Source organism: Parafrankia sp. EUN1f (assembly GCF_000177675.1).
In the GTDB taxonomy this organism is placed as follows: Bacteria; Actinomycetota; Actinomycetes; order Frankiales; family Frankiaceae; genus Parafrankia.
The window spans coordinates 1-17,463 of sequence record NZ_ADGX01000111.1 but is presented as its reverse complement, the minus strand read 5'-3'; the positions used below and the strand labels follow the sequence as shown (position 1 = coordinate 17,463).

The window sequence follows — 17,463 nt, the reverse complement described above, 5'->3', positions numbered from 1 at the left end:
GAAATCCACGTTTCTGGCCTGAGGATGCAGGCCGGCCGATCAGCGTCCTTGTCGACGCGGAGAACGCGGCCGACAGAGCAGGCCGTCACTATGCTGGTCCGGGACGTATCGAGCCTTGGCAAGGGCGTGGGCGGCGTGATCATTGACCGTGAGCGGGTGGCCTCCGCCCTACCCGGTTATCAGCTGGGTGACCTGTTGGGGTCGGGGGCCTTCGGGGCCGTGCTCGCCGCGCAGCACCGGCGAATGGACCGACCCGTCGCGGTCAAGGTCATGTCGGCGGCAGGCGAGGACGGCCTGCCGGACAGGTTCGCGACCGAGGCCCGAGTGCTGGCCGGTCTCGATCATCCTCATATTGTCCGAGTCCACGACTACCTGGAGGTCGACGACCTCTGCCTGATCGTGATGGAGCGTGTCGGCGGTGGCACACTGACTCGTCGTCGCGCCGGCATGTCGGCCGAGACGGCCTGCGCGATCGGTCTCGCCGTAGCGGCGGCGTTGGAGCACGCCCACGGCAAGGGTGTGCTGCACCGCGACATCAAGGCCGACAACATTCTCTTTGACGACGCAGGTCTCGTGAAGGTCGCCGACTTCGGCATCGCGAAGATCTTCGATGGATCGGCAGCTGCGGCCAGCATGATCGCTGGAACGCCGATGTACATGGCACCGGAGGTCATCAGCGCGGGGCGGCTCGGACCAGCCACCGATCTGTACGCGATAGGGGTCGTCCTTTACCAGGTTCTCGCGCGTCGACCGCCTTTCGATCCGTCGCTGCCGCTGCCCGCACTGTGGCAGCAGCACCTGACAGCGGCGCCCCCACCATTACAGGGAGTACCCGAACCCGTCGCCGAGGTTGTGCTGCGGTGGCAAAGGACCCGGCCGATCGCCCTGTCTCAGCGCACGCCTTTGCGCTCGACCTCGCAGGTGCGTGCCGTACCTACGGCCCGGATTGGCTCTCGCGAGCCGGCCTTCCGATCCGGGTGGACGATGATGTCCGCCGGGCCGCCGGCCAGATCACGCTGATCGCAGACCAGCTTGAACCTGGCTCTGCCCTGTCCCATCAGGCTGCCACGGTCAACGATCCGCCTACCGCCTGGCGCCCGCTCCCGGCGTGGCCACAGGCACCCGACAGATTCGCGACCGGGCCGTCGCCGCGTCGGGCACTGGCTCGGCGGCTACGTCCCGTCCTTGCCGTGGTCGTCGGGTTGCTGCTCATCGCTACGAGCACCGCCCTTGCCGTCACGCTGACCAGCGACGACCAGCCGGACACCATGGCGACCAGCACACCGCCGCCGACCTCCCTGCCGACCACACCTGCTCGTGCGGACGCATCGCAGGAAACACCGACGACCGCTACGGCGGCGCCGGAGCCAGAAAGCAGCGCGGGATCCGCATCGACTCCCCGCTTCCACGGGCCGGCAGGCCAACTGGCGGCCGCGACAGAATTCATGGACTTCATCCTCAATCACGATACCCAGGCCACTCTCCTCGATATTTCAGTGCCCGCCGACGGAAACCAGGATCTTTTCCGCCCCGGCCCAGACTACGGCTACTACGATCAGCCGAACTTCACCCTGTTCAGCGAATGCGGAAACCTTCAACCCGGGGAGGATGCCGGCTACGAGTCACCCAAGGAATGTATGGGTACGATTTTTCTTCTCACCATTGACGCGACCTCGGGTGCGCGCTTCGAGTACACGCAGGGCGCCTATTATCTCAAAGGATATTTCTGGGTGGACGTCGCTCCAGGATGCACCAGGGGATATCCGCGGTATCGCTGAGGGCGGTGCCCGTCGAGGACGAGCCACGCTGAGCCGCAGCCCTCGCCTGCACGTCGTCCACGCCCGCCTGCCTCCTTGCCCGACCGGGCTCCCCAGACGGGTGAGGTGGTGGCGCGGGCAGCCAGCCCGATCTAACCCAGCGCGGCTGGGCCACGGTGGGCGAGTCTCTGGTGGAGGGCTTCGAGCTCCCGGTCGGTGTCGCCATCCCAGAGGGGTTCGGCTTTTTCGGCGCGGAGGTAGGAGCGGTATTCGGCCTTGACCGCGTCCGTGTCGCCGGCGGCTGCGTGGGCGCGCATCCGCAGGGCGAACAGCGCGGTGTGGGCGGGTAGGAGTTCCAGGCCGCGGGCGGTCGTGCTGAGGACGCCGATCGTGTCGCCTGCGGCGAGCTGGTGTTCGGCGAGCAGGATCGCGGCGTTGACGGGGGTCGTGGTCAGGATCGATCCCATCTGGGCGTCCAGCCACGGGTAGCCGGCGGGCACGCCGCGGATCAGGTCGAGCGCCTCCTGCAGCGCGGCGATGGCGGTCTCGCGGTGGTGGCGCTGCTCGACGGCGTGGCGTAGCAGAGCCCGCAGGATCTCCAGGTCGGACACCACCCGAGCGTCGAGGGTGAGCGTTCCGCGGTCGAAGCGTGGCAGCCAGTCCTGCGCGTGCTGGCCGGCCAGGTTGATGAGCAGGCGCCGCGCGCGGCTGAGCCCGTTCGAGAGGGTCTTGGGGGTCGCTCCCCGTGGCCAGAGCGCGGACTCCAGGTCGATGCGGGTGCCGTGCCGGTGGGTGACCAGCCAGGCGAGGACCTCGTTGGTGCGTTCACGGGTCTCGTCCGGCGGCGGTGTGCGGCCGTCGCAGCTGATGACGTCCACGGGGCCGAGCAGCCGCACCATCACCTCCCAGGGCGGCGGGACGAAGGGCTCGCTGATCTCGACGGGGAGATCCGGCGGAGGAAGGTCGAGGGGCGGCGCGTCCGCCTCCGCGACGAGGGCAGCGAGGGCGGTCTGCTCCGTGTCGGTGAGCCCGGCCGGGATCAGAGCGATGCCGAGAGGATCCAAACGCCACACGCGGTCACCGAGATCCGCGCCAGCCGCTGGCTCGCTGATGGGGTTGGCGTCGGGCCGCAGAGTCCAGGTGGTGGAGATTCCGGGCTGAGCGGGGAGGACGACGGCCAGCCCGCGGCGGCCGTTGCCAGCCGCGTCAGCGAGGTCGGCGACGGACGCCCGGCTGCTCTCGGTATCCGGCGGTGCGGCGAGGATGACGATGGTCGGGTCGAACTCCTCGCCCGGCTCGGCGATCCGTGCGTGGAGCGTGCTGGGGTGCTCCTGCCGACGCAGCGCGGCGTCCAGGAAGGCGGCGTCGGCTTGGGCCTTGCCTGCCAGCTCGGCGATGTCCCCGGCCGCGTGCACGCGTTCTTCACCGGCGAAGGTGGGCGGGCGGAGGCCGATCGTGCGTACCAATGTGAGGCCGGCCCACGGTGAGACGACGATCGCGGTGACGATCGCCCGTGCGAGGGATGCCAGCCGGTCGACCTCGGTGGGGCTGGCCGCGACGCCGAGGGTTCCGAGGGCTTCGAGGTCCGCGAACACGGCTGCGCCCGTGAGGGTTGTGCCGAGTTGGACAAGCGCCGGGCACGGTGGCGGGATCTCCGGGTCGAGGTCGAGTGCCGCGGTTGCGGGCAACGTCCAGATCCGCTGGTCGGGTGCTGGTTGCCAGGGCGGGGGCAGGGTGTGGGTTCCGTCGGGATGCAGAAAGACCTCGATGCTGCGATCGGGGTGGACGAGCAGGACCTGCGGGCTTGGTCCCTCGGGCTGGTCGCGGTGTGCCGCGCCGATGCTGCGCAGGGCGACGTCGAGGCGGTCGAGGAGCTCCGGCTCTTCCACTTCGAGTAGGGCCGTGTGCAGCTCGGCCAAAGCAGGCTGCGGGACGGGAAGGCTCCGGCGCGGAGTGATGATGTTGTCGCGACGGCGTCGGCGCGCCGCAAGCAGGCCGACGATCGCGGTGGCCAGAAGCCCGGCGCCGCCGATCCAACTGACGGGCGGGAAAGCCGATCGCCTTTCGGGAAACCGGCCGGGAACGTTGTCGGGAACACCGGCCGACGGCGCTTTCGCCGCAGGCGACTCGGGCGGAATGACGGATGGCGGACTTTGGAAGGGAGCCGGCGTGAGCAAGGGCGTCGGCGTAAACGAGGGCGCCAGCGCGCCGGGAATGCCTTGATTAGGTCGTTCCGTGGTCGGAGGCATCGTCGCCGAGGGCTCGGATGAAGTTGCTGGCCCTGGCCCTGGCAGGGGCGCCGTCGGTGCGGGTGTTGCTGGTGGTGCTGGCTGAGGACTTCGTCCGGGGCTGCCGGTTCCGTCGCCGCGGCCGGCCCGCTGCTTCGCTCCGAAGGCCGGGAGGCGTAGTTCCATACCCGGGTTGATCACCTGCGGATCGCGCAGGGTGCGGCCGCGTGAGTCGGTGAGGCCACGGTTGGTCTCGAAGACCTCGTCGACGGCTTCGGGGATCGCGGCCGGGTTCAGATCGGGATACTCGTCCTCGACGATGCTCCACAGGTTCTCCCCCGCCCTCACCGTGTGCTGGCGCCAGGTGGCTGTATCGGGGTCGATTTCAGGCACGGCGGCTTCGTCGATCACCGTTCCGTCCGCGGTGTGCGTGGCGGTACGGGTGGAGTCGACGCTGAGTCCCGCGATGACGGCGTCTGCCGGCATGGGCTGTGTGGCCGAGGCGACGGTGGGAGGCAGGTACACGTCGAAGGACACCGCGACCGCGGTGGTGCGGCCGGCGGTGAGGCTGAGCAGGATCGCCAGGGAGGCGATCCAGCTGCCGGCGAGGTGCTGGGCCGCGCCGGACAGGAAGACGGTTCGGGTGGCGGTCGCGCCACGCCGCAGGCGGGCGGCGATCTCCCGGAGAAGCGCCAGCGCGACTTGCGCCCAGGCGATCCAGATCAGGACGGCGAGCGTGTTGGGCAGGACGTCGGGATGCAGGTAGCCACGGCGGGCGAGGGTCAGCCATCTGGCCGGTTCCCAGGTGCCGGGCAGTGGCAGACCTCGCCAGACCCACAGTGCCAGCGGGATTGCCGAGAACGCCGCGAGCGCGATGAGCGCGGCCACCGCGCTCATGACCACGCGGCAACCCAGGCGGGTGGAGGCGGCTGGCAGAGGCCCACCGGCGGGCAGGGTTCCGCTCGCGGGCAGGGGCCGAGCCGCCGGCCTGGATCTGTTGGTCCCGCGGCGGTCGGTTGCTCGATGATCTGGCATCAGGTTCCACCTCACGATCGCGGGTCAGGGACCGGCGGTGGCTGTCGCGGATCGCGTCTGGGTGACGTCGGCGCCGGAGGAGCCTGCGAGCAGGGGAATCCGGAAGGAGACGTGCTGGGTCAGCGTGACGGTGACCGTCGCTCCGGTGACCGTCACCGTGACGTCGTCAATAATGTCGTGGGCAGCCAGAAAGGTCTGCACCGCGGAGGTTGCGCTCCGCCGGTCGACCAGGACGGTCCCGTCGGCGAGCGCCGTGGCGTCGAGTTGCTGTGCGCCGACCCGGGCCGCGCTTCCGGCCAGGTCGAAGGCCTGCGCGTTGGCGTGCAGCACGCGGGCCTGATCGCTGAGCAGCGCGACGAACAGCAGTGCGGCGCCGAACAGCACCATCACGAGGAACACGCTGATCGAGCCGTCGTCCTTGCCTGGGACCGCCTGCGCCGTCGGCCGGGTCGCCGCGGGCCGACGGCGGGCTCTCGTCACGGGACGCCTCCGCGGTAGCGGTCGATGACCGCCTCGCCGGTGGCTCGCAGGGTGCGCTGCCAGCCAAGCAAGCTGTTCGTCCGGCACGTGACGGTCACCTGTACCGTGCCGGCGGCCCGGAACTGCGCTGTGGTTGTCTCCACGGTCAGCTCGGCGCAGACGTCGGTATCGGCGAACCGGGTGCGGACGAGACCGTCGGCTGCTCGCCGGGCGCCGTCCGCGGAAGTGGCGAGCGAGGCCGTTCGGGCCGCTTCCCTGGCGGCGTTCGTCACCGCGGCGCCGCTCTGGCTGGTCTGGTAAGCGACCGCCATCACGAGGATCGCGGTGATGACGATGCCGAAGCCGGCGGCGAACTCGACGGCGAACGAGCCGGCGTCGCGCGCGCCACGCCTGCCACGGTGCGCGCAGGCGTGGCGACGGCGGGCGGCGAGAGTCCCGTGGATCACGGGAGGGACCGATTCTGGGGTACGAAGCGGATCAGTGGTCCGGTGGCGGAGCGGCTCACGGCGCTGCCGAGTCGGTCGTGCGCTGTCACGGTAACCGTCACCGTCTCGCCGGCGCGGGCGATCGTCACGTCCACGTCGGCGATCAGGCTGATCGAGGTCGCAAGACCGGTGGCCGCCGCCTGCGCGGCGTGATCCGTTCCGCCGGGCGACTGCGCGATCTCCAGTGCGCGTTGGCTCGCGGAGGCGGCTGCTTCGGCAGCGAGCCACCGGACCCCCAGCGAGAGCAGGAGCACGAGGAGCATCAGCACCGCGCCGACGACGGCGGCGAGCGCGACTACGTTTCCCGCGTCCTTTTCCCCCGCGTGCTCATGTTCGTCCACGGAGGGCCGTGGGGGCACGATGTCCACAGTGCTGCCCATCCGCCCGGCTACGGGCGGCATTCCGCCTGGTCGGTGGAGGTGCAGATGTTGCGGGCGATCTCGGTGGCCCGATTCCGCAGGATGGCGATCACGACGATGGCGATCGCGACCAGGCCGACTGCGATCACGGCGGTGCCCAGGGCGTCGCCGCGGTCCCGGTCGTCGTGGAGCGCTCGCCGCTGCTGTTCGGTGCGCGCGAGGTACGCCGCGACGGTCGACGACAGGATCAGAAGGTGGGTGCTGAGGCGTCGGATCATGGCGCCTTCCTCTCAAGGTTCTTGGGATCGGGACCGGATCAGGACTTCCTTGGCTCGGGTCTGTGGGGGCGCGGATGCCGGTGGGTTCGTTCAGAAACCGACACCGCTGTTGATCATCACGAGGAGGGGGTAGGTCAGGAACGCCACGAAGGCGAGCGCGACGGCGGTGGCGGGCAGTTCCATCTGGGCGTCGGCGGCGGCTTCCCGGCCGCGGACGCGGGCGGTCTCCTCTGCCCGGATCGCGGCGGCCCGCGCTTCCAGCGCGAGGACGGGGGACGCCCCGCGCAGCGCGGAGGCGACCGTGCGGGCCAGGTCCGCGAAGGCGGGGATCGGGAGGTCGGTGGCCAGGGCTGTGAGCGCGGTGTCCGGGGGCAGGCCGCGCAGCTGGGCGTCGTCCAGGCTGCGCCGCAGGAGAGCGAACGTCCATCCCTCGCCGGCCTCCGCGGCGGCGCTCAGCGCTGCGTGCAGCGGCAGGCCGCCGATGACGAGGATGCGCACCAGGTCGGTGTAGGCCGCGACGGCCAGGGCGGCGTCCTGTCTGCGCGCGGCGGCGAGGCGCACCATCGGCCGGTCGGCGAGGTGGATCCCGAGCAGGCCCGCGGTGAGGATAAGCAGCGGGAGCGCCGCCGGGGGCAGCAAGCGGGCCAGAACGCCTGGCGTGGCGAGCAGTGCGATGGCGCCGATCCCGGCCAGCACTTGGCCGAGGCGCGAGGCGGTGTGTGCTTCGACGGTCCGCCCGGCGATCACGGTGTCGTCCGCGCGCAGCAGTCGGTTCCAGCCCCGGCTGTCCGCCAGCCGTACGGTCCTGCTCGCCCAGCGGATGAGGGTCGGGGTTCTGGCGGCGGTTTCCTCGGCGAACAACACGGCGAGGTCGTCGCCCAGGTCTGCCCGGCGCGAGGCGGCGGCTGACCGGCCGGCGACCAGCAGGCCGTAGCCGACCAGGGCACCGCTCAGCGCCGCGATCGTCATCCTGATCATTCGGACGTCCGATCTGCCCCGGCAACGGCGACCGGCGCGGGGAAGAAGTCCGGGGTGGTGGGCGGCCGGGACATCGCGGCCAGCGCGCGGACGGCGAGCACCACCCCGCCGCCGATGACGGTGAGGGCCAGCTGACCCTGCAGGTTTCGGTACGGCGCCAGGAAGTTCGGCCAGGCCACCAGCAGCACGGTGATCGCTCCCGTGAACAGGGCCAGCAGCAAGGTCATCGCCCGCCGGTGCCGGGCACGCAGCGCGTGCTGGTCACGGAGCAGCGCGGTGGCCTCGCGGGTCGCGGCCGTCTGGGAGGCCATCAGCCGGGGCAGGTCCCCGGCCCCGCGGCGGTAGGCGACGTCCAGCGCGATGATCACCGGCCCGAGCGTCGGGTGGGGCACCTCGGCGCGCAGCGCCCACAGCGCGTCCGGCAGTGGCATGGCGGAACGCAGCCGCGCGGCCAGGCGCTGCAGCGGATCGGCGAGCTCGGCCGGTGGATGGTCGGTGGAGGCGGCGATCGCGGCGCGCAGGTGCTGGCCGGCGTCCAGGCCTTCGCGGATCTGCTCGGCCCAGGTGGCGACCGCGTCCCCGAGCCGGGTGAGCTGGGGCACCGACATGCCCGCGCGGTTCTCGAGGATCACGTAGCCGAGGACGGCGACGATCAGGCCGAGGGCGGGCAGCCGCGTCGCCGTCGCGATCAACAGTCCGACGGCCGCGGTGCCCAACCAGCGCGCGGGTATCCGGTGCGGCCAGCCACGCCAGGACGACAGCCGGGGCTCTGCGGTCGGCAGCCTGGCCGGCAGATGGTCCTCGCCCCGGATCGCCGCGGCGAGCAGCCAGGCTCCCAGCCCGGCGACGCCGCCGCCGAGCGCGCCCATGAGCAGCAGCACCGTTACCTCCCGGCTGGTGATCGCTGTTGGCCCCGGCCGGCGGGCACGGGGGACGTTCGCTCGCGGGCGAGGATGTTCGGATCGAGCCCGGCGGCGGCCAGCTTCGCGCCCAGCCGGTCCGATGCCTCGACGCTGGTCCGGGTCGCCCGGCCGGCGTTCGGGTTCCACCGCCACAGCTGCCCGGCGAGCAGTCCGCGTTCACTGCGGCCGGCGACCTCCAGCAGCGAGGTGACGACCCGCCGGGAGCCGATCCGGGCCACCTGCACCACCAGGTCGACGGTCGCGGCGACGGTGTCCAGCACGACGCTGTCCGCGACCCGCCGGGAACCCGGGTCGAACGCGGCGTACGTCCGGATGCGGGTGACGACGTCCGCGGCGGAGGGGGCGTGGATCGTCGTCGCGACCCCGCGGGCGACACCCTGGCCGAGGGCCAGCAGCAGCGGCATCACTCCCCCGTCGGGCTTCAGCTCCCCCAGTGCGACCCGGTCCGGGGTGAGCCGGCGCAGGTCGGCGGTCAGGAACCGTTCCATCGGATAGGCGCCCCGGCCGTCCAGGTTCGGTTCGCGGGCTTCGAAGGCGACCAGGTTGACGAAGCGGTTCTCGTCGAGGAACAGCTCCGCCTCGTCCTCGACGGTGACGATCCGGTCCAGGACGATCGGGTCGGGGTGGGCGTTGAGCACCGCGCGCAGCAGCGTTGTCTTCCCCGCGGCCGTGGCCCCGGAGATGATCAGCCCGCAGGGGTCGCGCATCCGGGCGGTCGCGGTGAGCACGGCGGCGACGTCCGGGCCGAGCATGCCCGCGGCCCGCAGTGCGTCCAGGGTGGTCAGCGACGGGGAGGACAGCCGGCAGGACAGGTGCACCCGCCCGGTGACGTGCGCGATCGCGTGCAGCCGGGTGCCTCCCGGCAGGCGCACCCGCACCGACGGGTTCGCCTCGTCGAAGCGCCGCCCCTGGGCGGCGGCCTGGACCGCCGCCCACTCGAACGCCTCCCCGTCGCCGCGGAACGGGCTGGCGAACCGGTGGCGGCGCCCACCGGCCCGCTCCGTGCAGATCATGTGCACGGCCCCGTTGACCTCCACATCCGACCACTGCCGCGAGGTCAGGACGCCGGTCATCGGGCCCAGCGGCGAGAGGTCCTGACGCAGCCGGATCCGCACCGCGCGTTCCGTTGCCGCGTCCAGGACGGTCTGACCGCCGCGGGTGCGCCGGACCTGTTCCTCCCGCACACCGCGGTCGATCAGCTCCTCGGCGCGGGCCTGCCGCTGGTCGCCGCCGGCCTCGGATGCGGCGAGGCTGGCCAGCAGCCATTCCCGCAGGCTGTCGGCGACGGCGACGGCGGTCGACTCGTCCGCAGCCGACGTCTCGGAGTCCGGTGGGCGCGTCATCCCGTTGCTCCCGGGCGCTGCGCAGCGTCGGCATCGGCCCCAGTCGGTCCCGGAGGTGCTGCCGCTCCCGCGGCCGGCGCCGTTGCACCTGCCGGCACCGGGCCGAGCAGCGCGACCTCGTCCAGCAGAGCCCACATTGACCGCAGCAGCGGCGAGGGACGACGCGGGCGCCGGCGGGCCGGCCGGATCAGCCCCGCCGCGCCCTGCGGATCGTCCGGTATCGCTACAACCGGCACGTCGACGCCGGCCCGTTCCCGGGCAACGCGGACGATCTCCCGCAGCGGATACGGCCCGGAACCGCGAACAGCCAGCACCAGGCGCGGCACCGTCGCCAGCACGGCAGGCAGGCGGACCAGGGCACAGGCAAGGCCCTCCGTTGCCGCGGACGTCACCAGCACCAGGCCGTCACACCCACTGACCAGCGATTCCGACGCGCCTTCCCGGTACCTGCCGACATCCAGCGTGACGAACAGTTCCACGGTGAGCAGGCGCAACGCCGGCATCAGCGCGCCCAGGCTGCGCACCGCGCCGCCGGCGGTCTCCTCGGTGGAGGCGCAGGCGACCACCGGCAGGCCACTCGCGCACCACTGTGCGTGATCCAGGACGAACCCGGTAGCGGCCGCGGTTCCCAGCTCGGCCACCAGGGTGTCCAGGCCGGGCGCGGAGGTGCCCAACGACAGGCCGATGCGGGCGGCGAGCACCCCGCCATCAGGATTCGCCTCGATCGCCACACCGCGCGTCGCATAGGCCAGTGCGAGAGCCAGGGTGGTCGCGCCGGCTGAACCCGGGCCCGCCGTCGCCACCGCCCAGCAGGCCGTCATCGCCGCACCCCGAGCAACCGCAGCTGCTGCGGGGACTGTGCCGCCGCCGCGGCGATACGCGCCGCCACGTCCTCAGGCGCGTCCAGATGGACCACCATCTCGCCACCCGCGCTGCCGGCGCTTCCAGTGCTGCTGGACCCGTCGTCGTCCACCGGCAGCACCGCCGCGACCCGCACCGCATCCGCGACGACTGCCGGCGCGCCGGAGATCTCGTCGGGGATCACCACCTGCACCCAGTCACCCGGCTGGACCTGCGGGGACGGCAGCGCCTCGGGCGCCAGGCGCAGGCCGACGCGGGCCGAGCCCGCCGGCGGCAGCGCCGAACCGGCCATCTCCGGGGTGACCAGCGTTCCCGCCGGCAGGTCGAGCAACGCCTGCCGGCCGACAAGCGCCCGCCGCGCGACCTGCGGCGAGACCAGCCGGACAGCCGTCCCCGCGGCTGACACCCTTGCGACGGCCAGATCGGTCGTCTCGATCAGCTCCCCCCGTCTGACGGGACGAGTCAGCACCACCGCATCCGTCTCATCACCGGACCAGGTCACCGCCCAGGCGCCGGTGCCGGCTCCGGCCAGAACCAGCAGCGCCGCCACGGTCACGCCGCGGGGGATGTGCCGTGCCGCGACCGGGGCGGGGGCCCCGCCGTGGATGGGAACGGCCCAGGGGCATCGGCCGTCGTCGTCATCGCGCATCCCCCATCTCGCCCAGTCGCGGTTCCGCCGTGTTCCTGGCGTGGACATCGTCGGGAACGGCGGAACCGACTCAGTCCGCGTACTCGAGCGCCTGGATCTCCCGGACCGGCACCGCGTAGTCCGCTGTCGTCGTCACCGCCGGCAGTGCACCGCCGGCTCCGGTCGTGGCCGTCCACCCCACCGCCCACTCGACGCTCAGGTGCGCCGGCCAGGACTCGCCGTTCGGGGCGACAGCTGAGGAATCCCGGTAGGTGTACGTGCAGGCGGTCGCCGGCTGACGGGACGCGGAGATCTCGCAGGCAGCCGCGGGCGAGCCGTCACCAGGGATGAACTTCAGCCGTCGCGGCGTCGCGGTAACGCTCGCCGTCACTCCGGAGACCGATGCGCTGGCCGTGACCGCGCCGGCGTTCCTGATCCCGAATCGCATCGGCGCCTGCGCGAAGGCAGTCGCGCCCCGGCCCAGATCAGGAGCGAAGACCCCATCCGGAGCAGGAATTTTCTCCTGCGCGACCGCGAGGGCCGCAGCCGCCGCCTGCTCCGGGGCCGCGAGGTCGCGGAGCCAGTGAAAGGTGACGACATCGGGGTAGCAGACGCGCGCGTACAGGAACTCCGGCGTCCCGTCCGGTGCCGTTCGCTCCGTCTCGAACATTTCGTCGCCCGGGTCTGCCAGGTAGGCGTCCAGGTTCTCCAGGTAGAGGAAGAGGGCCGCCGGATACCACTCGCACTCATCCACCCCGCCGGTACCGGTCTCGCCGTCCGTACCCGGCATGGTCGTCGTCGCCCCGGCCATCGCCTCGATCCGCGCTAGCGCGGGATCGGATGTGCCCGCGGCCTCGGCGTACCTCTCGGCGCCGTGGCCGGCACTGGACCAGGCAGGTCCCGCTTCCATCAGCAGCCCGGCGGCAGCAAGGGCAACGGCCGCCACTCCGAGGCCACGTCTCATCGCGGCGGGCACCGGTTCTCACCCGCCCAGGTCTCCAGCGTGCTCGCCTCGGAGATCCGCCAGGATCCCTGCTCGAATACCCACGTCCTGGTGGTGCGCGAAGTCTCGGCGGCATCACTCACGATGGTTTCGCTGCCGTCCGGGGCACGGTTGACCAGGTCGTAGACGATCCCGTCGTCGAACGTGCACGTGACCGACGTCGCCCGGCCCACAGGCGGCGGCTGCGCGACGCTGACGCTTTCCACCGTCTGATACCCGTCTGGTCCCGGGCGCGATGCCCATCCGCGCTCCACGAAGATCCTAAGAAAGGCCTCCATGCCATCGCGCTCGGGCACTCCTGCGGCGTACAGGGAGAGCAGCAGCTCCGTTTTGCGCTGGTCTTCGGGGGCCGCCACCGCGGCCAGGAACGCCTGGTCGTACCGCTCGATCGCCGCGCGCACATCGCGCTCGGCGACGGCGTACGGATCCGTTGGGAGCATCGCGGACCGCGAACTGGCGGCACGGCCGCCGGGGTCCGCCAGCGGACGCGGGCCGTCCTGGCCGCATCCGACGATGCCGACGGCAAGCGTAGCCGCAAGGCCCAGGCCAGTGCTCCCCGCTCGCATCAGCACCGCCCGGCGTGCCCACTCTCTGCGGCGCGGACCCCGGTCCCGCGACCGTGCCTCGCGCTGGCCCGCCGTGCGCAGGGGCTCTGTCGACGTACCTCGAAGGAAAGGTAGGTCCATGTCTACCATCCAATGATCATGCTTACAGTGCATTTAGCGTTGTTTGCATGAGGATGCTTGGAACATCCCCCGATCTCAACCGTTCGTCAAACCGTTATCCACAGGCCCCCACGGACGGGAGCTGAGATCCGAGCGCACCAGCCAGCCCCCATCCACAGTCCAGCCGAGAGGGGCACGCCTCGCTCCGAGCCGAACTTCCGGTCAACGATGAAGCGCCCCGGGAGACGCCCACGGAAGCACCAAGCCGGCCGCCGTTGACCCGGCCACGCCAGGCCGCGAGTAACGCGCGCTCACGAGGCAGGTCGACGCTCGTGTCGGCCATACGCCGGCGTTCTCGCCCAACGGGCGCACCCCGACCACCGACTCCGCCGACGACACGGTGCACATGCAGGGCGTGAAGGGCCTTGGACGAGCGATCCTGACTGCGAACCGAACCCTGGAGGTCAGCCCGCCACTGACGCCCGGTAACGCTCGGCGGTCCCAGGCTTCAGAGCCTGCCAGCTTTCCGGGGGCGTCCTACCGGGCCAGGTGGCCGCAGCGGGCGAGACTGGCCGCCGCCGCGGGGTGCGGGTACCGCCGGCGGAGAGTGTGGCGCGGGTGGCGGGGGCTGGCAGCACACCGGCCGGGTCGTGCCGTCGATGTCGCTGGTCGGGGCGGTGTCCTGGCAGGTCCAGGAGCAGTAGGCGCGGGCGCCCACGATCAGGACCAGGATCTCCTCCGCTCACCACCGGCACGCCGTCAACACGGCCCATCCTGACCGAGGCGGCTCCCGACGACGCCCTCCGGGCGGGTAGTTCCCCCCCGGAGGCGCGGGGCGAGGGCGGGAGCAACCCCCTCCGATCATGAGCGTCGCCGACGGCTGGCTTCGTAAGTGAGAACGGGATCTGGCGCTGATCTTGTAGTCGGACTTGCGCGGCTGTGGCCACGCGGGGAGTGAAGTGCGACTGATCGTGGGCTATGACGTTGGATCGGCGAACAGCTCAAGCTGGATGTTGTCGGGATCACGCAGGACCAATACGGCAGCGCCGGGAATGGAGTTCGCCGCCGCGACCGCCGAGTGGATGACTCCGCTGTCCGTCAGCCGCCGGGCCCACGTATCCAGCTCATCCCGGTCCGCTACGGCGAACGCCAGGTGGTCCAGGCCCACACGCGTCTCGTCGAACGAACTGCCGTCGCCGTCACGGTGCTGCGTGAGCCCGAGGCGGACGTGCAGGCTCCGGTGCCGCAGGAACACCTTGCGGCGCAACCCGTTCGGGGCCTCGTACTCTCCCACCCTGGTGAAGCCGAGGACGCTCTCGTACCAGGCTGCGCTGGTTTCGATGTCCCGCACGGTCAGGCCGAAGTGGTGGATGCCGACGATGCCGCCGACCGTCGCATCCACAGGCGTCTCGGACGCGGGCCCCGCCTCGGACATGACCCACATCATAGGCAGAGATGGAGCTATGGATCCCGTTCTCACCTTCGTAGCCACGGCTGCCTCTCGCACTGTCGCAGGCCGCCGCTTACATGGTCGACCTGGATCTGGACTGCGCCGCCTACCGGCAGCGTCTGACCGACCGCAGCCGCACCTTGGCCGAGCTCATGCCCGACACCGGCCTGCCCGACGACCAGCAGACCACCCTCGCCGCCGCCTGGTCCCTTTCCATCGACCGAGCCAACCAGCTGCGCCCCGCAGGTCTCGCCCGCCCCTTGCTTGAACTGGCCGCCTTGCTGGACCCCAACGGCATCCCCGAGATCGTTCTGACCTCCCCACCGATACTGGCCTTTCTGGCTACCGCCCGCCCGACAGCACGGCGCCCACCGCCACCGACGCCCGCGACGCGCTGCGCGCCCTGCACCGCCTCACGGCGTCGGTGACCGCGTCGGTCCGGCGCGCGGGGACGAGGGCGATCACGGAGCCGCCGAGGGCCTGTAAAAGCAACGGCTCTGTGCCACATCCGGTGGTGAAGGAACGTGGTCTTTGCTTGGTCTTGACCTTGAAGGTCCGTGGTTGGCTGGCTGTGGGTCGACACGATGTGTCATGTGTGACGCGGATCGTCTGATCAAGTTGGTGTTTTCGGGGCTGTCGCCGCTGGTCATCGAGGGTGTGTCGGATGAGGACGGGCTCGTCCGCGTGCGGGCACGGACACCGGAGGCCGCGGTCGCCTGTCCGGGCTGCGGGGTGCACACGTCGCGGGTACACAGCTACGCCGAGCGGACGGTGGCCGACGTGGCGCTCGACGCGCGCCGCGTGCTTCTGGGGGTGCGGGTCCGCCGGTTGGTGTGTCCCACGCGCGGGTGCCGGCAGACGTTCCGCGAGCAGCTACCCGGAGTGCTGGAACGCTACCAGCGGCGCACACCGAGGCTGGCCGCAGATCGGCGTGATCGTGCGGGAGTTAGCCGGCCGCGGCAGTGTGCGGGTGCTGTCCACGTTGACGGTGTGCCTGTCGGTGCAGACCGCGTTGCGCTGCCTGCTGCGCCTGCCGCTTCCGCCGGTCACGGCGCCGCGGGTGTTGGGCGTGGACGATTTCGCGCTGCGCCGCAGGCACCGCTACGCCACGATCCTCATCGACGCGCAGACCCGCCGCCGTGTGGACGTCCTGCCCGACCGCGGCGCCGACGCGTTGGAGACCTGGCTACGCGCCCATCCCGGTGTGGAGGTGGTCTGCCGGGACGGTTCCGGTACCTACGCCGAAGCGGTCCGCCGTGCCCTGCCTGAGGCGGTCCAAGCCAGCGACCGGTGGCATCTGTGGCACGGCCTCGCCGAGGTGACGCTCAAGGAGGTCGCCGCGCACAGCGGCTGCTGGGCGAAAGCCGGCCCGCCGCCGAACGACGGCCCCCGTACCCAGACGACCCGGGAACGCTGGGGGCAGGTCCACGACCTCCTCGGCCAGGGGGTCGGTCTGCTCGACTGCGCCCGACGGCTCAACCTCAGCCTGAACACGGTCAAGCGCTACGCGCGGGCCAGCGAACCAGAACGGCTCGTCCGTGCTCCGCTCTACCGGCCGACCCTGGTAGACCCCTACCGCGACTACCTGAAACGCCGCCGCGCCGAACAACCCGCCGTGCCCGTGCTGCGCCTGTTCCACGAGATCAAACAGCAGGGCTACACGGGCAGCTACAACCTGTTCGTCCGCTACATCAACCAGGGCCGCGTCGACTCCGACCGGCCCTCGATCTCACCCCGGCGGGTCGCCCGGCTCCTGCTCACCCGACCCGACAGCCTCACCGAGGGCCAACGCGGCCGGCTCGACGAACTCACCACCGCCTGCCCGGAAATGATCGCCCTCACCGGACTCGTCCGCGGCTTCGCCGACCTCCTCCGCCCCGCCGATGGCAACGCCGACCGGCTCGACGAGTGGATCAACGCCGCCCGTGGTTCTGACCTGCCGCACCTGCATTCCTTTACCCGCGGGCTCGACCTCGACCGCGCGGCCGTCGACGCCGCTCTCACCCTGCCCCACCACAACGGCGGCACCGAAGGCGTGAACACCATAGAAGTTACGTGGAATCTCAGTCCCGCCCGTTCCGGCCAGGTCAAACGTGCTGATCATCGATGCGCATCGCCATGGTTGCAAGGTGGGACGTTACCTGGGCCGGTGGACCAGTGCTGCCCGGTTCACGCGGGTTGTACGCGCAAGATCGTGTGGCGGATCTCCTCGATGGTCTGGTCGAGGGCGCTGATGGCCGAAGTCAGCCGTGCGCTGATGAGGTCGCCGGCTACGCGGGTCAGGGACTGCAGGTGCAGGCCGATAGCGAACAGGCGCTGGAGGACGAGGTCGCCCAGGTCACGGGCGATGCGGTCGCGATCCTCGAGGACCGCGAGGCGGGCGCGTTCCTGATGTGCCTCGGTCAGGTCGAGGGCGAGCGCGGCGTCGGCGGCGAAGGCCTCGACCAGCTCGATGTCGGGCGCAGCAAGACGCGGCGGGCTTGTCCGGTGCCCGAGGATCAGAATCGCCGGATGGTTCCGAGCGAGGCGTAGCGGCACGGCCAGTGCCGCGGCGAGAGGTAGCACCGGGGTGGGAACGACCCGGTTACCCCGCAGGGACAGACCCTCCAGCGCGACGGCGTGGCCCGCGGCAAGCACGTCCGCGGGGAAGCCGGCGGCGAGGGTGACGGTCAGCCCTCGTAGCGACTCGGCGTCCGCGGGCAGGCCGGGGGCCGCGGCGGCGGCGGTCACGACCAGAGTGCCGTCTTCGTCGGGGACGGCGACCATGCCGATGTCCGCGGCGGCTGCCCGCCGACCGATCCGCGCGACGAGACCGAACGCGTCGCGCGGATCCGGGGCGGCGAGCACGCTGGTCGTGATCTCGGCGCTGGCCGCCAGCCAGGCCCGGCCCCGCTCTGCCCGCTGGCAGAGCGTGCGTGCTTCTCTCTCGGCCCGGCGCAGGTCGCTGATGTCGGTGAAGACGAGCGCGAGCATCTCCTCACCACCCCGCA

At 71.5% G+C, this 17,463-nt stretch carries 17 protein-coding genes and 1 pseudogene; 4 read left to right on the top strand and 14 right to left on the bottom strand.

Features of this window, described 5'->3' with window-relative positions; all coding sequences use genetic code 11:
- Positions 1 to 135: 135 nt before the first annotated feature.
- Complete coding sequence (locus FREUN1FDRAFT_RS46795) at positions 136 to 1,020, top strand: serine/threonine-protein kinase (RefSeq protein ID WP_232295428.1); 885 nt, start codon at positions 136 to 138, stop codon at positions 1,018 to 1,020.
- Between the two features lie 182 nt (positions 1,021 to 1,202).
- Positions 1,203 to 1,778 (top strand): hypothetical protein, encoded by a 576-nt coding sequence (locus FREUN1FDRAFT_RS46790; protein WP_232295427.1) that lies wholly within the window; start codon positions 1,203 to 1,205, stop codon positions 1,776 to 1,778.
- Between the two features lie 131 nt (positions 1,779 to 1,909).
- Here the strand turns inward: FREUN1FDRAFT_RS46790 and FREUN1FDRAFT_RS26900 are convergent, their stop codons facing one another.
- The 13 genes from FREUN1FDRAFT_RS26900 to FREUN1FDRAFT_RS26840 form a co-directional block, all read right to left on the bottom strand.
- The gene (locus tag FREUN1FDRAFT_RS26900; RefSeq protein WP_157475400.1) at positions 1,910 to 4,882 is read right to left on the bottom strand and encodes an SARP family transcriptional regulator; all 2,973 of its coding nucleotides are present in this window, start codon (positions 4,880 to 4,882) and stop codon (positions 1,910 to 1,912) included.
- 162 nt (positions 4,883 to 5,044) lie between these two features.
- Complete coding sequence (locus FREUN1FDRAFT_RS26895) at positions 5,045 to 5,500, bottom strand: hypothetical protein (protein WP_006543428.1); 456 nt, start codon at positions 5,498 to 5,500, stop codon at positions 5,045 to 5,047.
- Positions 5,497 to 5,946, bottom strand: coding sequence for a TadE/TadG family type IV pilus assembly protein (locus FREUN1FDRAFT_RS26890; protein ID WP_006543427.1), 450 nt, complete (start codon positions 5,944 to 5,946; stop codon positions 5,497 to 5,499). Before FREUN1FDRAFT_RS26890 ends, FREUN1FDRAFT_RS26895 begins: the two co-directional genes overlap by 4 nt.
- Positions 5,943 to 6,365, bottom strand: coding sequence for a hypothetical protein (locus tag FREUN1FDRAFT_RS26885; RefSeq protein WP_006543426.1), 423 nt, complete (start codon positions 6,363 to 6,365; stop codon positions 5,943 to 5,945). Before FREUN1FDRAFT_RS26885 ends, FREUN1FDRAFT_RS26890 begins: the two co-directional genes overlap by 4 nt.
- A gap of 8 nt (positions 6,366 to 6,373) precedes the next feature.
- Positions 6,374 to 6,622, bottom strand: coding sequence for a hypothetical protein (locus tag FREUN1FDRAFT_RS26880; RefSeq protein WP_006543425.1), 249 nt, complete (start codon positions 6,620 to 6,622; stop codon positions 6,374 to 6,376).
- Positions 6,623 to 6,712: 90 nt separating this feature from the next.
- On the bottom strand, positions 6,713 to 7,591 hold the full coding sequence (locus FREUN1FDRAFT_RS26875; RefSeq protein ID WP_232295426.1) for a type II secretion system F family protein: 879 nt from the start codon (positions 7,589 to 7,591) through the stop codon (positions 6,713 to 6,715).
- Between the two features lie 5 nt (positions 7,592 to 7,596).
- Positions 7,597 to 8,481 (bottom strand): type II secretion system F family protein, encoded by an 885-nt coding sequence (locus FREUN1FDRAFT_RS26870; protein WP_006543423.1) that lies wholly within the window; start codon positions 8,479 to 8,481, stop codon positions 7,597 to 7,599.
- A 2-nt stretch (positions 8,482 to 8,483) separates the two neighbouring features.
- Positions 8,484 to 9,866, bottom strand: coding sequence for an ATPase, T2SS/T4P/T4SS family (locus FREUN1FDRAFT_RS26865; protein WP_006543422.1), 1,383 nt, complete (start codon positions 9,864 to 9,866; stop codon positions 8,484 to 8,486).
- Entirely contained in the window at positions 9,863 to 10,687 is an 825-nt protein-coding gene (locus FREUN1FDRAFT_RS26860; protein ID WP_006543421.1) for a hypothetical protein, read from the bottom strand. Before FREUN1FDRAFT_RS26860 ends, FREUN1FDRAFT_RS26865 begins: the two co-directional genes overlap by 4 nt.
- Entirely contained in the window at positions 10,684 to 11,376 is a 693-nt protein-coding gene (locus FREUN1FDRAFT_RS26855) for an SAF domain-containing protein (protein ID WP_006543420.1), read from the bottom strand. The genes FREUN1FDRAFT_RS26860 and FREUN1FDRAFT_RS26855 overlap by 4 nt, the downstream gene beginning before the upstream one ends.
- Positions 11,377 to 11,446: 70 nt before the next feature.
- The gene (locus tag FREUN1FDRAFT_RS26850; RefSeq protein WP_006543419.1) at positions 11,447 to 12,319 is read right to left on the bottom strand and encodes a hypothetical protein; all 873 of its coding nucleotides are present in this window, start codon (positions 12,317 to 12,319) and stop codon (positions 11,447 to 11,449) included.
- The gene (locus FREUN1FDRAFT_RS26845) at positions 12,316 to 12,798 is read right to left on the bottom strand and encodes a hypothetical protein (protein ID WP_035953709.1); all 483 of its coding nucleotides are present in this window, start codon (positions 12,796 to 12,798) and stop codon (positions 12,316 to 12,318) included. The genes FREUN1FDRAFT_RS26850 and FREUN1FDRAFT_RS26845 overlap by 4 nt, the downstream gene beginning before the upstream one ends.
- Before the next feature lie 1,201 nt (positions 12,799 to 13,999).
- Entirely contained in the window at positions 14,000 to 14,458 is a 459-nt protein-coding gene (locus FREUN1FDRAFT_RS26840; RefSeq protein WP_063745354.1) for a VOC family protein, read from the bottom strand.
- A gap of 92 nt (positions 14,459 to 14,550) precedes the next feature.
- On the opposite strand from FREUN1FDRAFT_RS26840, the gene FREUN1FDRAFT_RS26835 reads away from it, so the two are divergent.
- Together FREUN1FDRAFT_RS26835 and FREUN1FDRAFT_RS42030 are read left to right on the top strand one after the other, a co-directional pair.
- Positions 14,551 to 14,901 (top strand): hypothetical protein, encoded by a 351-nt coding sequence (locus FREUN1FDRAFT_RS26835; protein ID WP_006543416.1) that lies wholly within the window; start codon positions 14,551 to 14,553, stop codon positions 14,899 to 14,901.
- A gap of 163 nt (positions 14,902 to 15,064) precedes the next feature.
- Positions 15,065 to 16,517, top strand: a pseudogene (locus FREUN1FDRAFT_RS42030) (ISL3 family transposase); the annotation flags it as partial.
- Between the two features lie 125 nt (positions 16,518 to 16,642).
- Here FREUN1FDRAFT_RS42030 and FREUN1FDRAFT_RS26820 read toward each other — a convergent pair.
- Positions 16,643 to 17,463 (bottom strand): histidine kinase (locus FREUN1FDRAFT_RS26820; protein ID WP_035953696.1); only part of this gene is annotated, 821 nt, incomplete at its 5' end.